Source organism: Pseudoalteromonas sp. MMG022 (assembly GCF_021654245.1).
GTDB classification, from domain to species: Bacteria; Pseudomonadota; Gammaproteobacteria; order Enterobacterales; family Alteromonadaceae; genus Pseudoalteromonas; species Pseudoalteromonas amylolytica.
The window spans coordinates 109650-123260 of the sequence record NZ_JAKFZQ010000016.1 but is presented as its reverse complement, the minus strand read 5'-3'; the positions used below and the strand labels follow the sequence as shown (position 1 = coordinate 123260).

Here is a 13611-nt window from a genome sequence, read left to right as displayed (position 1 = left end):
AGTTAATTTGATGTGGTAGTTACAACAGAGCCACTCTGAAGCGACGACGAAATAGCAACAGTAGCAAAGCGTTACTGGCCTAATCGACAATTACTTCACTAAATAATGTGCTCAGATGCTGAAAAGAAAGGGTAGGGAGAGTCATGGCAAAATTACAGGCAAAACGCTTTAAATAGACTGCATACGTCCTAAAGTTTTTCTTTAAAAGGTACTCGGTTTGATAATTTAAGCAAAAAAGTATTGGCAAGTCGCTTCGTGTGGCTGTGAGGGGAGCTTTTTAAAGTGGGTGTCCGTGTATTTTCGTGTATTTTGACAGTGTACGTAAAAAGACCAACATAAACGAGAGGGAATACCCAACGAAAACTTAATGTGCCCACTCCAGTTTGAGAACTTAACAATTTGCAATGTAATTTGCAATGTGGACACCCACTCCAATTTGCACGTTAAGGTGGATGTCCATGTATTTCTCATGTGAGAGCTAGATGTTATCTACATCCGTTAACAGCAAAGTTTTTTACTTCAAAATACGCATCAAAGCTGGTTGTTTCGCTACTGTAAAAGTCGAACTCAATTTTTTGCTTTAATCTTGGAGCGTGGATTGTAACTGTGTTTAATATATAAGGAATTTGCCTTACAAACTCACCATTTGCGTCAAACTCGATAGACGCCTTATTAACACCAGAGCCACCCAATGCGCCCTCTTCAATATTCACTAACTCGCCATCTAAGCTAAAATATGCATCCCACTTTAAACTGTCAACTCGAAGCAGGTAGATTTGCAATAACTGCTGAGTGCCATCACGCGCACAAACATAAGCAGCAGTGCTTGCGTTATAGCTGAAGACATCATCTGGCGTAAAATTTTGCGTATCTAATATCGGCTCAAAACGACCTGATGGTAAATTTAATCCCAGCTTTACCTTTGATGTTCCAAAAGAGAGGTTTACGGAAGTGCCTTTTTCTAACGTTTTAACGTCAGATGCTTGCGCTGATGACGCGCTTTCGAAGGCGGCTGTGGCGACAACCATAAATAATGGTAAGAGTAATTTTTTCATATCTTCATCCTTAAGTTTAATTACGCAAAGAAATCACGGGCACAATACATGAAAGATTGACCCAAAAATCAATTTGCGGACGCAATATAACAATTTGGAATAAGCTATACAAATCTGTAGGAATGAAGAGCGGCACCTGTATTTGATTGACGGTATTGAAGTTTAATTGGTGGATGTCGCGCTACCCTGTAACAAAAGGGACGTTGGTAGATACAAACGATACAAGGTAAACTACCGTACAAGGCCTAGAGATTCGCAAATCAATGTAGAGTTATAGTCGGTGAAGCCAAAATTATTTGTTCTAAAAATGCCATTCGAAGATGGACCGGGGGAAATGTGGATTTGTTCGCATTGTGCGCTAATAGAAGGTGCGTTATCAGTTAATAGGCACTGGGAAGATGTAGTAGATATTCGCCGCATTGATTTTCCTAAACCCCGATTAGAAGTTATTGAGTTATTGGGTGAAGATAATCAATGGTTACCCGTTCTTATATTAGAAAAAAGTAAAACGATTACCGATCCAATAGAAATAATTAATTACTTAGCAAAGGAATTTGGCGGCGCTAAGGTACATCCTTAGTTAGTCTAAGCCTAACGAGTAATTAAACAGGGGTTAAAAGCTGACACACTGTTTGCTTTTACCCAATTTTAGTCTGTATTTTTAACCCATTAATCAAATGTCAGTTATTTTGCTAAGTTCAAGGAGCTACTTTTGGAAAAGGTTTTGATCAGCTCGTGTTTGGTCGGAAACAAAGTTCGATACAACGCGAGCTGTTTATCAATGTCAGAGCCAGATTGGAATTGGTTACAATCACATGTTGAACTTGTTGTTTTTTGTCCAGAAGTTTCGTCAGGCCTGCCTATTCCCAGAGCCCCCGCAGAAATAATTGCAGGTAAAGGGGAGGACGTCCTGCTCGGTACTGCAAAAGTGCATACAAGTGATGATGTAGATGTTACCCAACAATTTGTTGCCGGCGCCCAAAATGCATTGCAATTATGCCAAACGCGACAAATTAAGTACGCAATTCTTGCTGAGGGTAGCCCCTCGTGTGGTAGCTCAAAAATCTACGATGGTACATTTAGTGGCACAAAAATAGATGGTTTGGGCGTCACGGCCTCACTGCTAAAACGCGAAGGTATTAAAGTATTCAGCCAACATACCATAGCGAGCCTTCAGTCAGAGCTGGCACAGCACAGCTAAAGGGGTTGTATATTTACGACCCTTTAGCTTGACTTTGTGATACCTATAAACGTGATATTATCACCGCTCATTGTTGGCACTAATCAAAAATGAACATGGTACGTTGGCATAAGCGAAGCGCCACCCGACTTTAAAAGCGGCTCAATTGTTTAACTCGTTCTCTGAGAACATCTTTTAAGATGGGTGTTCGCTTAAATACGTTTCGCTTATTCGAAATATATTTTTGCTGCAAAAAACTAAAGGAAAGGTTTTCATTTTTAGGGACTAGATTGGCATAAGCAAAGTGCTATTCGAACTGGGAATGACATGAACACCGATGATAGCGTACTGTCATGGGGTGTCAGGGGGCAGTGTTTTAAGCTCTTTGCAGTAGACCTGCTTTGGCACACCTAACTTAGTTCACTCACATGCTAAGTTTTAGGAGCCCACACGGCTCAAATACTGCGCCATTTCCATGTTAACTAAATGTTTTTTCATGAACTCTATAATCCTTTTAGGCTGATTAATCCGTTCGCTTGAAACGAAAAAATACTCATAAAAAATTTATTAAATTTGCTTCAAGCATTTGATTTTGATAGCGTTGTTTTCGTGGGGTTAACATATGAAAATAAGGAAATATTGAAATGAAATTATACTCACATTGGTTAAAGGCAATTTGCGCAAGCTCTGTATTAGTCACATCTCTAACAAGTGCTGCACCTCAGCTTAGTCAAACAACATTAGAATATGATGCACAAATGTATATTCAAGAAGAATATAACGTGTTTGCAGATGCTTATGTATTTGACCCTGATTACCCAAATAGCGAATTACGTATTCAACTTGACCCTAATAAGTCGTACGAGCAAATAAGTTTTTATGACAAAACTGAAACGGCTTATGGTCAGTCGGTTGCGTACAACACCTTAGATAGTCGCTGGATCAAATTTAAAGGCAAGCTTTTGTATATGGCAGACAACACACAAGGCGTCAATAGGTTTGATATGATCCCATTTCGAGTTATCAATCCAGCAGGTGAGGTTTCACCATGGGGCGTTGTAAGAATAAGTATTGGCAATTAATCAGGTATCAGTAGCTTATTCTGGATAGTCACTTTAATTGTAGTGACTATCCACTTAGGTACTTTTTGTGATTTTTACTAATACACTGATAATTTTATCAATCAAAGGTTTTAATAATCTACTGCATATTGATAAATGAAATTTTTAGGTCATTATAATCATTAACCTGTTTATGGTTTCTAGCTGAGTGTGTATTGTCTATTATCAATGTTTAATGAACCAGTTGGATATTAAAATTACCAAAGTCTGCAATCATAAGGTTGTCTAGATTATCATCTGTCAGGTCTTTTTCACTTTATAACAAACTAACATGAAGCGAATAACTCACTGTTGAACCACCGTTTCATCTAAAAAAACCGTTATCTTGATAATCTAAAGTTTCTAAAGCTTTATTTTGAAATATATTAACAAACAAAATTAAATATATAATGTAAAAATAGTAAGTTAAATAACCAGTGTAGTGGTTTAGAAAAGGGGCTTTATATTTAATTTTCGCTTACTAATTAAATTTAAATTGGATAGCGACATGAGTTTATGTGGCTATCCAATTTTGGCATGTTAGCCCAATATGCGAGCAGGTTATTACAGGCCAATTGAAGATAATCCTCTAGTCAACTTCTGTCTTTGCTCTTGATCTGAAATTAGCAAAGGAGAGTGAAAAATATGAGCGCTAAGTTTTTCGAATACACTTTTATAAGGCATAGATTTATCGGGGCAAATCACATCAAAAGAGATATCATAGTCTATCTCACGGCAGTATAACTGCCTGATGCTTTTGTCGATTAAATGCTCATCTATCAATGTTCTTATTGCTTGAGGATTGTCTTTCTCGAGCATTTGCTTAATTCTTCTAGTAATACTGCGTGTTAAATCTTGCGTAACGAATGTCATATGCTCGGTAAATTCTTTCTCTATTTGGTCTGTAAAATGGCTAACTTCATCCATGCACGATTGTGAGTGCTTCGTATTCAAATTGTTTATTGCACTTCTAAAGCTGGCAGCTCCCTTGTAGTTAGAATAATCATCGAGGATGTGTTTTGGTATATTGTTCGTCTCGATAAAGAGACTTCTAATAACCAAAAATTCTTCAATCTCTTTTTCAATAGTTATTTGTTCAATGTGACTATCAAATAAAGGGGTAAGGTCGTTGTAGCGTGTTTGAACTTCTGCACGACACTCATTTGAAACGTTCTGTATTTTGTCGTTTATCTCTTCGGGGAGTTCAGAAACGTCATCGTGTTCTTCTCTTACCTTAGGATTCAGCTTTCCACCAGGTTTAATATGTACTGTTTCACTCATCAACTGGGATAAGTAATTGCCAAAATGCTGCAATTTCTCGTTACTAATTTGTTCAATCTCTTTGGCTAAAATTGCTAACTGCTCGTCACTTTTAGTGATGTTGCCAAGTTGGCGTTCATAATTTGCGCTCAGATATAAGTACTCTAGTTTTCTATATTCGGTTAAATCTGTTTTTAAAAGCTCGTATATTTCAGTGAGAGCGGCCTTTCTATAGTTATTTGCGATGTCGAACTTATCTTTTTGCTCATATAAATAGGCCAATATCCTCTTATTTTGGTTACTGTGCTCAGGAAGTAGCGTTCTAAATGAGTAGATTTTCTCAATCAACTCTAATTTTGATAGTAAGCTACGAATATCTTTTGGAGGATTGAGCTTTAAATACGCAGCGATTTTTTCTTTCTCTTGTTCAGTGATGCTTTCAAAATCTCTAATGAAAGAGATATAACCAGATTCCTCACAAAACCACATTGCATGAGAGGCTGTATAAGGAAAGAATACCTGATCATACTTTGAAGGAAAGTTGTATATATAACTACCATAACTCCCGACGGACAGCACCGAACATTTAGCACCAGGTTTTATTGGATCATCAACCTTTTTTTCATGCCAAGTTGTTGCCGAAACAGTTAATGTAAAAAAATAAATGAATAAATAGATATACTTCAACGTATACTCCTAACTTAACTGTATAGTTTGGCCCAACATCATAGGTAGTGATGATAACTTTATTTTAGGCAGTGTAACCCCGTTATGGTTTTAATACATGTTAAATTATAAGGGAACTTAATGTGGACGGGAACTTAATGTGTACGAACTTAATGTGGATACCCACTACAATTTGCACGTTAAGGTGGGTGTCCATGTATTACTCTTTGTTATTTTGCTAAGTTCAAGGAGCTACTTTTGGAAAAGGTTTTGATCAGCTCGTCTTTTGGTCGGAAACAAAGTTCGATACAACGCGAGCTGTTTATCAATGTCAGAGCTAGATTGGGATTGGTTACAATCACATGTTGAATTTGTTGTTTTTTGTCCAGAGGTCTCTTCAGGCCTGCCTATTCCCAGAGCCCCCCTTTTAAGGTGGGTGTCCGCTTAAGCATTAAACAAGATTAATTGCCTATTCCCAGAAGAGCCCCCTTTTAAGATGGGTGTCCGCTTAAACTGTCCGCTCGCTTAAACATTACTTTTTAAAGGTGGGTGTCCCCTTAAACACTTACTTAAACATTACTTTTTAAAGGTGGGTGTCCGCTTAAACATTCTTAAACAGTTTTCCGCTTAAACAGTTTCTTAAACAGTTTAGTCTCCGCTTAAACACGCTTAAACACGCTTAAACACGCTTAAACATTTCCAATTGTTAAAACGTGAACGAGTAAAACGAAAAGTGTATTCAACTAGGAATGATGCCAGAAGTGATATCTTCGATTACATAGAAATGTTTTATAACAATAAACGAAAACATGGTTCCAATGATCTACTTTCGCCAGTAGAGTATGAGAAGCGATACCAAGAACGGCTGAGAAGTGTCTAGATTATTGGTGTCGATTCAAACATTACCGCTCAAACATTACCGACTGGGCGTAAACATTACCATATTGGCACGTGTCGCCTTCATTGGATTATAAGAGAGGGAAGCTAGGTTAAAGCTTCCCTTGTAGAGTTACCTTTATTTTTAAGTTTTATAATAACTTTTAAACCAGCTAACTAGCTCTGCGACACCTTCAGAAACGGTTACTTTGGGTTTATAGCCAGTAGCTTCGAATAAGTCTGTCGTGTCCGCATAAGTACGGTAAACATCACCGGCTTGCATACCTCGGAAGTTCTTTTTGGCTTCCATACCCAGCTCAGACTCTATAGCTTGAACAAACTCCATTAAATTAATTGGATGTCCATGGCCGATATTGTAGACTGCGTATGGAGCGGAGCTTGAGGCGGGTGAACCTTGTTCCACAGTCCAATTAACATCAGCCTGAGGTGGAACGTCAGCTATTCGAACAATTCCTTCAACGATGTCATCCACATGGGTGAAATCTCGCCACATGTCTCCGTGATTATTTATATCTATGGTTTCACCAGCAAGGATTTTTTTAGTAAAGATATGAGGCGCCATATCAGGCCTGCCCCAAGCACCGTAAACAGTGAAAAATCGCAGCCCAGTAGTGGGAATTTGATAAAGGTGAGAGTAGCTATGGGCCATCAGCTCATTGGACTTTTTCGTTGCAGCGTATAAAGAAACTGGGTGGTCAACAGAGTCTTCAGTTGAGAATGGTACCTTCTGGTTTAAGCCGTAAACAGAGCTAGATGATGCATAAATCAGATGCTTAACTTCTGTTGCTCTACAGCCTTCCAGAATATTTAAATGTCCAACTAAGTTAGAGTCCGCGTAAGCATGTGGGTTTGCAATTGAATAACGCACACCAGCCTGCGCAGCAAGATGAATAACACGGTCAAATAGGTGTTGCTCAAAAAGCGCTTGTGTTTGTTCACGGTTGCTTATATCAAGCTTAATGAATTGGAAATTAGTATGTTCAATTCGCTTAAGGCGTGCTTCTTTGAGCGAAACATCATAGTAGTCATTTAAGTTATCAACACCAATAACCATGTGTCCTAAATCGGTTAAGCGTTTTACTACAGCACTACCAATAAACCCAGCTGCGCCTGTCACTAAATAGTTCATTGAAATTCTCCGTTAATCAGAACCGAAAAGGTCCCGAGTGTATATTTTGTCAGCTACGTCTCTAATTTCATCGACCACACGGTTGGCAACTACCACGTCGCTATAGGCTTTAAACTCGTTGATATCTCGATAGACTCTTGAGCCAAAGAACTCAGCGTCTTCAAGCACTGGTTCATATACGACGACTTCGACACCTTTAGCTTTTAGGCGCTTCATAATGCCCTGAATAGAAGAGGCTCGGAAGTTGTCAGAACCAGCTTTCATAATCAAGCGGTAAATCCCCACGGTTTTGGGGTTACGCTTTAGGATAGCATCAGCAATAAAGTCTTTTCTGGTCGTGTTGGCATCTACAATAGCGCGAATAAGGTTATTGGGAACATCTTTGTAATTAGCCAGTAATTGCTTAGTGTCTTTTGGCAAACAATAGCCCCCGTAACCAAATGAAGGATTATTGTAGTGGGAGCCAATACGAGGATCTAGGCCTACCCCTTCAATGATTTGCTTCGTATTTAGTCCATGGGCCTCAGCATACGAGTCGAGTTCGTTGAAGTAGGCAACACGCATCGCCAAATAAGTATTGGAAAATAGCTTTATTGCTTCGGCTTCCGTGGCTCCTGTGAATAGGGTAGGAATATCACGCTTTAATGCTCCTTGCGATAGGAGTTCGGCAAACTTTTGAGCACGCTCACTACGCTCACCGACAATAATTCGTGATGGGTGTAAGTTGTCGTATAGTGCTTTCCCTTCGCGCAAAAACTCTGGCGAGAAAATAAGATTCTCTGTGTTAAATTGTTCCGAAACTCTATCGGTGTATCCAACTGGTACAGTCGACTTAATTATCATCGTTGCGGTTGGATTAATCGCCAGAACTTCACTAATCACACTTTCTACTGTCTCGGTATTAAAGTAGTTGGTTTGGGGATCATAATCAGTTGGTGTGGCAATGATGATGAAATCAGCATCTTCATATGCGAGTTGTTTGTCAGATGTCGCGGTTAGTGACAGCGTTTTTTCACGTAAAAACTCTGTGACACACTCATCTTCAATTGGTGATGTACCTTGATTTAACATTGCCACTTTGCGCTCATCGACATCAAAAGCAATGACATCATTGTGTTGTGCTAGTAGTACCGCATTGGAGATACCTACGTACCCTGCTCCCACGACGGTTATTTTCATAATTTATAGCTCCACCTATTAATATGAGACGGTTGTTTGATAACTTTTATAGCAAACTACCTGAGGCTAAAGTTCCATATAGCCTGTAACTATTTACTTTTAAATAATTCGATGTATTTTGATGCAGCATTATTCACACTGAACTCCCAGCCTCTTGCTTGAAGCTTTTCGGTATCTCTGCGCTGCTTTAACTCAGTGATAATTCCATCAGCAAAGGCTTGCGGGTCTTTCATAGGCACTAAAGTGCCTAATTGCCCGTCTTTTAGAATTTCTCTGGGTCCGGCGACGCAATCACAAGAGACGACAGGTTTACCAATTGCTAGCGATTCTATCATGGCATTAGGTAGCCCTTCCCACAAAGATGACATGACAAATACATCTGCTTGGCGTATATATTTATAAGGATTATCAGTAAACCCTGCCAAATCTACTTTGTCTTTAATACCAAGAGTTTCTATCTGTCTTTGTAGCTGAGCTTCTAGCTCTCCATTACCAAGAATAATGAGTTTGAAAGGTTTATTCGGATGCTGTTGAGTTAATAGCGCGAAAGCTTGTAACATTGTACCGTAGTCTTTTTGCACGTTTAAACGGCCTGCGGCGACTAAAACAATATTGCCAGCATTGAAGAATGGATGTTCTACAGGCTCTTGAGCGAGTGTTAGTAGGTTTTCTGAAACTACCGGATTATAGATAGTTTGAGCTTTTTCTTGTAACACAGGGCTGAGGCGTGCAACGGTTACACGCACATCATCTGAGACACATAGTACTTTGTCTGCTTTGGGGTAGTATCTCTTCATAGCCAGCTCTCTGATTTTGTTTTTGAGCCAGCTATAAGCTATAAGCTTGACTGGTACAGCCTGAATTACATACCATCTGCAGTGCTGAGGTAAGCGAGAGCGATGTTTTAGGGCTTGCATAAACTGCTGACCCATACAGCATACAACGATATCCGGTGCCAGTGATGATAGCTTATCACCTAGAGCTAGATCCAATTTTCGACCTGCCATCCCCCCCAGCGTGTGGTAGGTAACTTGTTTCGGTACCATAGCCTTGTTTTCACCGCCAGGCTGATTGACGATGAGTTGTACATTAAGGCTATTGTTGTCATCGTTATCTTTAATGCCTTGAAGTAGGCGCATTGTACGTCTTTGCACGCCGCCGCCATATAAATCATCAAGGTAAAAAATTACGTTCATTCTTCTATTCCTAAAATCGTTTTATGTAGCTGAGTTACAGCATTAACTGAAGAAAAGTGAGCTTGTGCACAAGTGCTGATCTGGCTTCTCGTTTTCATTGGATTGCTGTAGAAGTCTACTATTGCTTGAGGTAGTGCCTCTGGTGAGTCTACAAAGCTACCTGTCTCTTGCGGTATTATGGCTTCTTTGGCGCCGAAGCGGTTGTAACCGATAGACCAGCAGCCACAACTGCTTGCTTCCATGAAGACTAAACCTAGCGATTCGCGTAAGTTAGATAGCAGTACAAAAACATCTGCTTGGTTCAACGCTTTTGCTAACTCAGTATGGTTTAAACTTCCCAGAAAGTGGACATTATGTGACATGTCTAACGATTTAACATACGCTTTTAACTCGTTAGTAAAAGGGCCATCGCCTACGATATTCCAGCTAATTGGTATAGCTAACATGTCGCGTAATAGAGCTATTTGCTGGGCGACTTCAATGTAGCCCTTCTCTTTTACAATTCGACTTGCAGTGATGATGGTAAGACCCTGATGCATGTCTTGCTTTGGTTGCAACTGAAAACAGCTTGTGTCTATACCATTACGGATCACAGTAATATTTTTCTCTATTTGCGCTTTGCATGTCTGGTCAGTGATGCTATCGAGTAATTTCTCTTTCATATAGTCTGAAACAGCGATGACCTTCTTAGCATTCATACACATAGCCAAAAATGCTTTACGGTATCTTGTATCGTGAATCAAAAACTCTGGCTCAGAACCATGCAAGTATATGATACAGCGTCGACAAAAGCGGCCGCGAAAGAGTCTTAACCAAAGTTTTTTATAGTACAGGTCGTTTAAAATGATTACGTCTGCGAACATTGCTCGCAGTACAAAAAACAAACCAGCAAATCGTGCTAAGTGGGCTTCTAAGTCGATAGCCGCTATATTTTTTTTGACTCTTACTCCCATCCCAAGCAATCCGTCAAACATAGTGAGCGCAACAACACCTGCTCCACCAAGCATAGGGGGTTGTTCATGACTTAAAAGATAGACTGTTTTCGCCTTACTCACCTTAGGCCCCAATTTCACTTGCTATAACTTGCAGCTGTTGCTTTAAAACAGCTGGATCTTTGTGTGCATAGAGTCCCAAAAAATTTTCTATTTTTTTGGAAATTATCCAAGGCTCTATAGTTGCACCTTCTATTTTTCCTAAAATTAAAGAGTGCATTCTGCCTGAAAAGACACTGCGGACTTGTGACAATTCCTGACGGTACTTATCTAGCGGTAAAACACCATCTATTAGCCGTACGTCATTGCTGGCGGGGCTATTTAACAACAGCTGATATAGGTCTCTGTTGCACTGGGCATCGGTCAGTGTCGTAGACGCCAACACAATCGGTTCGCCAGACACATGCACTGACATCACCTTGTCATACCAAGCGGTTAAATACTCTTGGTAGTTGTTAATTGTTGGCGCTTTTACCTCATGGCGATAACGCTGAAATACTGCATAATCGGTCATTCCAACCATAAGCCCTGAACGTTTAGCTGAACTTTTAAGCGGTTGTAAGCCAAATGCTAGATCAGGGCAAAATTCAGCTTTGGCGTTAAAGTATGTGCTTAGCTTAGTGATGGATTCGTTTTCTCGGACACAAATTCGATTGCTTAGCTTTAATGCGCGGCGAACTAACCAAGATTCACTTTTGTGGAAATGCTCTCCACAACCTACACCGAGTAGATAAAGTGGAGTACCGCTTTTTTTAGCGTAATGAGACCATGCATATAGTGCTGGCGGGAATGCCGCACCAGACAGTATTAACTGTCCACCACCAATAATAATACCGTCGTACTTAACTTCACAGCACTGTTTAATTCTCCCTTTGTGTTTGAGTAACCACATTAGTAGATAAAGGGGTTTGAACTGTAACAACGATTTACGCAAACGGCTCATCAAGGAAGCGGACCCCTGATTATTATTGTTGCGACTTTCAACTGAAAGATCGACATGTGTTGTAGAATAGGGCTCGCTGGAATAGCTGCAGCCTAACTCACTTAACAGCGCCTTTAAACCTTCGTTAATGGCATGATCGCCAATGTTGTCTGAACCATTCTCATTAACGAGCAGAAACGTTTTCAATCTATAACCCCTATTATGAATTTTTAACTTTTGCGTTTTTAAACATTTGCAGCGTTTGTTTTGCAGCCTTTAGCCTAAATACAATAGCAAGTGCTATATACATTACTATCGCGACTGTACCGAATAAGAGCAGTTCAAACCATGCGCTGAAAGTCACATATTGTTGTAAACACCATACAACTATGCCGGTAAACATAGCGATAAATAAGCTAGGCGCAAAGTCAGAGAATTGCTCTCTAAGTGGGTAATCAACAAGGCGATTTGCAAACATAACACTTGGAAAATAAACGATATACTGACTGGCAAGTTGCCCAAGGAGTATCGCTATGACTCCTTTTTCATAGGTGAAAAATAGTGCCGTCAGACCCAATAATACTTTGCACAGCTCTACATATAAGAACCAGTCACTGCGACCTTTTACTTTCATGATATTGATATTGATAGAAGCAAGTGGGATAGCGATACTGGTTAAGCACATTATTTGCAGATATGGGACTGCTGGCAACCATTTTGGAGGTAATAATGCTTCAAAAATTAGATTTGCCAATGCACACAAAGTAATCAACACAGGGAAAACTAAAAAAGTCATTATCGACATGACTCGTTGGTAGCCGTTTTTCAATCGGGTAATATCGTTTTGGATGGAAGACAGAGCCGGAAAAGTCACCGTTTGAATAGAGTTTATTAGCTGTGAGACTAATAGCTCTCTAACTCTATCGGCAAAGAAATAAAGCCCTGCAACCCCTGCTGTCAGGACTTTTGCAATCACCATAACAGTGAAGTTTTTATAGAATGTATCTAGTATGCTAGAGAGTAAAATTTTATACCCATAACTATAGATCTCTCTTAGTGATACCATGGAAAATGATAGGCTTGGACGCCATTTACTCTGCCACCAAAGGAATGTAGCAGTTAAAATAGCGGTGATTAGAATCTGTGCTATTAGCGCCCACACACCGAACCCCATATAAGCTAGTAAAACGGCACTTACACCTGATATAAATACAGCAGGAAAGTTGGCGCGCAAAATCAGTTTAAATTGCATTTCTCTTGACAGCATGGCCATTTGTACAACATGCAGAGAATTAAAAATTAATGACAGCGAACTAACTCTAATCATTAGCGTTAGCTCCTGTTTTTGATAAAAATCGGCAATTACGGGGGCACAAAAAAACAGTAGGGTGACGGCAAGTATTGCAACCGCTAGGCTGACAAAGCAAGCAGTATTTGTATCTACTTGAGTAAGAGTTTCTTTTCGTATTAGAGCTGAACGAAAACCCGACTCCATTAAGGTTTGGCCCAAGGTAAGGAATAGTGCCATCATAGCTACGAGGCCATATTCATCAGGTGTAAGAAAGTAAGCCAAAACTAAAGTGACAAGTACAGTAATACCTCGTCTTGCAAGCTGCTCAACAAAACTATAAATCACACTAAAAAGCGTTTTTTTCTCTAACATCAAATGGTTTCACTAATAATTTTAAACGCCGTTGAAACGCCGTCCATGTTTGCCTTTCTATGGTTTGCAATTTTGAGTTCTTGTCGAGAACCATAAGGGGAAAATATACAGTACCGATATCGTGAAAGTGAATATTGGATAACATCATCGCCGTATGAAAGAGGAGTAACTATACTCCAAAACTCCCTTCTTTGACGGCCACTTAAATAAAGTAACAAGGTCTATTATTCACCCTACTGTACAACTAATGTTCGTTGATAACGACCTCAACCAATATTTGGGTTGAACATAAACATCAAAAGCTTGGAATTGTACAATACAAACTTGTGTTACACCAGTTTGTACGCATACAAAACTGTTCGAATACTAATA

12 protein-coding genes and 1 pseudogene are annotated in these 13611 nt (G+C 39.6%); 5 read left to right on the top strand and 8 right to left on the bottom strand.

The features are described 5' to 3' along the window. Positions 1-485 precede the first annotated feature (485 nt). Positions 486-1055, bottom strand: a complete 570-nt coding sequence (locus tag L1070_RS14820; protein WP_237126124.1) for a flagellar basal body FlgE domain-containing protein — start codon at positions 1053-1055, stop codon at positions 486-488. A gap of 280 nt (positions 1056-1335) precedes the next feature. Here L1070_RS14820 and L1070_RS14815 point away from each other — a divergent pair, with 280 nt between their 5' ends. From L1070_RS14815 to L1070_RS14805, 3 genes are all read left to right on the top strand, one after another. Further along, the gene (locus L1070_RS14815) at positions 1336-1635 is read left to right on the top strand and encodes a DUF3088 family protein (RefSeq protein WP_237126123.1); all 300 of its coding nucleotides are present in this window, start codon (positions 1336-1338) and stop codon (positions 1633-1635) included. 132 nt (positions 1636-1767) lie between these two features. Beyond that, the gene (locus L1070_RS14810) at positions 1768-2256 is read left to right on the top strand and encodes a DUF523 domain-containing protein (RefSeq protein WP_237126122.1); all 489 of its coding nucleotides are present in this window, start codon (positions 1768-1770) and stop codon (positions 2254-2256) included. 623 nt (positions 2257-2879) lie between these two features. Next, entirely contained in the window at positions 2880-3317 is a 438-nt protein-coding gene (locus L1070_RS14805) for a hypothetical protein (protein ID WP_237126121.1), read from the top strand. 582 nt (positions 3318-3899) lie between these two features. Here the strand turns inward: L1070_RS14805 and L1070_RS14800 are convergent. Continuing rightward, positions 3900-5282, bottom strand: coding sequence for a DUF2225 domain-containing protein (locus L1070_RS14800; protein ID WP_237126120.1), 1383 nt, complete (start codon positions 5280-5282; stop codon positions 3900-3902). 307 nt (positions 5283-5589) lie between these two features. Here L1070_RS14800 and L1070_RS14795 point away from each other — a divergent pair, with 307 nt between their 5' ends. Further along, entirely contained in the window at positions 5590-5709 is a 120-nt protein-coding gene (locus L1070_RS14795; RefSeq protein ID WP_237126119.1) for a hypothetical protein, read from the top strand. Positions 5710-5958: 249 nt separating this feature from the next. Then, a pseudogene (locus L1070_RS14790) lies at positions 5959-6141 on the top strand (IS3 family transposase); the annotation flags it as partial. Between the two features lie 141 nt (positions 6142-6282). On the opposite strand, the gene L1070_RS14785 reads toward L1070_RS14790, so the two are convergent. From L1070_RS14785 to L1070_RS14760, 6 genes are all read right to left on the bottom strand, one after another. Then, entirely contained in the window at positions 6283-7287 is a 1005-nt protein-coding gene (locus L1070_RS14785; RefSeq protein ID WP_237126118.1) for an NAD-dependent epimerase, read from the bottom strand. Between the two features lie 12 nt (positions 7288-7299). After that, positions 7300-8466 carry a nucleotide sugar dehydrogenase gene (locus tag L1070_RS14780; RefSeq protein ID WP_070986080.1) on the bottom strand — a complete coding sequence of 389 codons (1167 nt, stop codon included), beginning with the start codon at positions 8464-8466 and terminating at the stop codon, positions 7300-7302. A gap of 89 nt (positions 8467-8555) precedes the next feature. After that, positions 8556-9662 carry a glycosyltransferase gene (locus L1070_RS14775; protein ID WP_237126117.1) on the bottom strand — a complete coding sequence of 369 codons (1107 nt, stop codon included), beginning with the start codon at positions 9660-9662 and terminating at the stop codon, positions 8556-8558. Next, positions 9659-10717 (bottom strand): glycosyltransferase, encoded by a 1059-nt coding sequence (locus tag L1070_RS14770; protein ID WP_237126116.1) that lies wholly within the window; start codon positions 10715-10717, stop codon positions 9659-9661. The genes L1070_RS14775 and L1070_RS14770 overlap by 4 nt, the downstream gene beginning before the upstream one ends. Before the next feature lies 1 nt (position 10718). Further along, entirely contained in the window at positions 10719-11783 is a 1065-nt protein-coding gene (locus L1070_RS14765) for a polysaccharide pyruvyl transferase family protein (RefSeq protein WP_237126115.1), read from the bottom strand. Positions 11784-11796: 13 nt separating this feature from the next. Next, the gene (locus tag L1070_RS14760) at positions 11797-13239 is read right to left on the bottom strand and encodes a lipopolysaccharide biosynthesis protein (protein ID WP_237126114.1); all 1443 of its coding nucleotides are present in this window, start codon (positions 13237-13239) and stop codon (positions 11797-11799) included. Between the last annotated feature and the right edge of the window lie 372 nt (positions 13240-13611).

What these genes read in the sequence shown, in the direction of transcription:
- L1070_RS14820 (WP_237126124.1), bottom strand. Translation starts at nt 1,055, where the DNA reads ATGAAAAAATTACTCTTACCATTATTTATGGTTGTCGCCACAGCCGCC.
- L1070_RS14805 (WP_237126121.1), top strand. Translation starts at nt 2,880, where the DNA reads ATGAAATTATACTCACATTGGTTAAAGGCAATTTGCGCAAGCTCTGTA.
- L1070_RS14795 (WP_237126119.1), top strand. Translation starts at nt 5,590, where the DNA reads ATGTCAGAGCTAGATTGGGATTGGTTACAATCACATGTTGAATTTGTT.
- L1070_RS14785 (WP_237126118.1), bottom strand. Translation starts at nt 7,287, where the DNA reads ATGAACTATTTAGTGACAGGCGCAGCTGGGTTTATTGGTAGTGCTGTA.
- L1070_RS14780 (WP_070986080.1), bottom strand. Translation starts at nt 8,466, where the DNA reads ATGAAAATAACCGTCGTGGGAGCAGGGTACGTAGGTATCTCCAATGCG.
- L1070_RS14775 (WP_237126117.1), bottom strand. Translation starts at nt 9,662, where the DNA reads ATGAACGTAATTTTTTACCTTGATGATTTATATGGCGGCGGCGTGCAA.
- L1070_RS14760 (WP_237126114.1), bottom strand. Translation starts at nt 13,239, where the DNA reads ATGTTAGAGAAAAAAACGCTTTTTAGTGTGATTTATAGTTTTGTTGAG.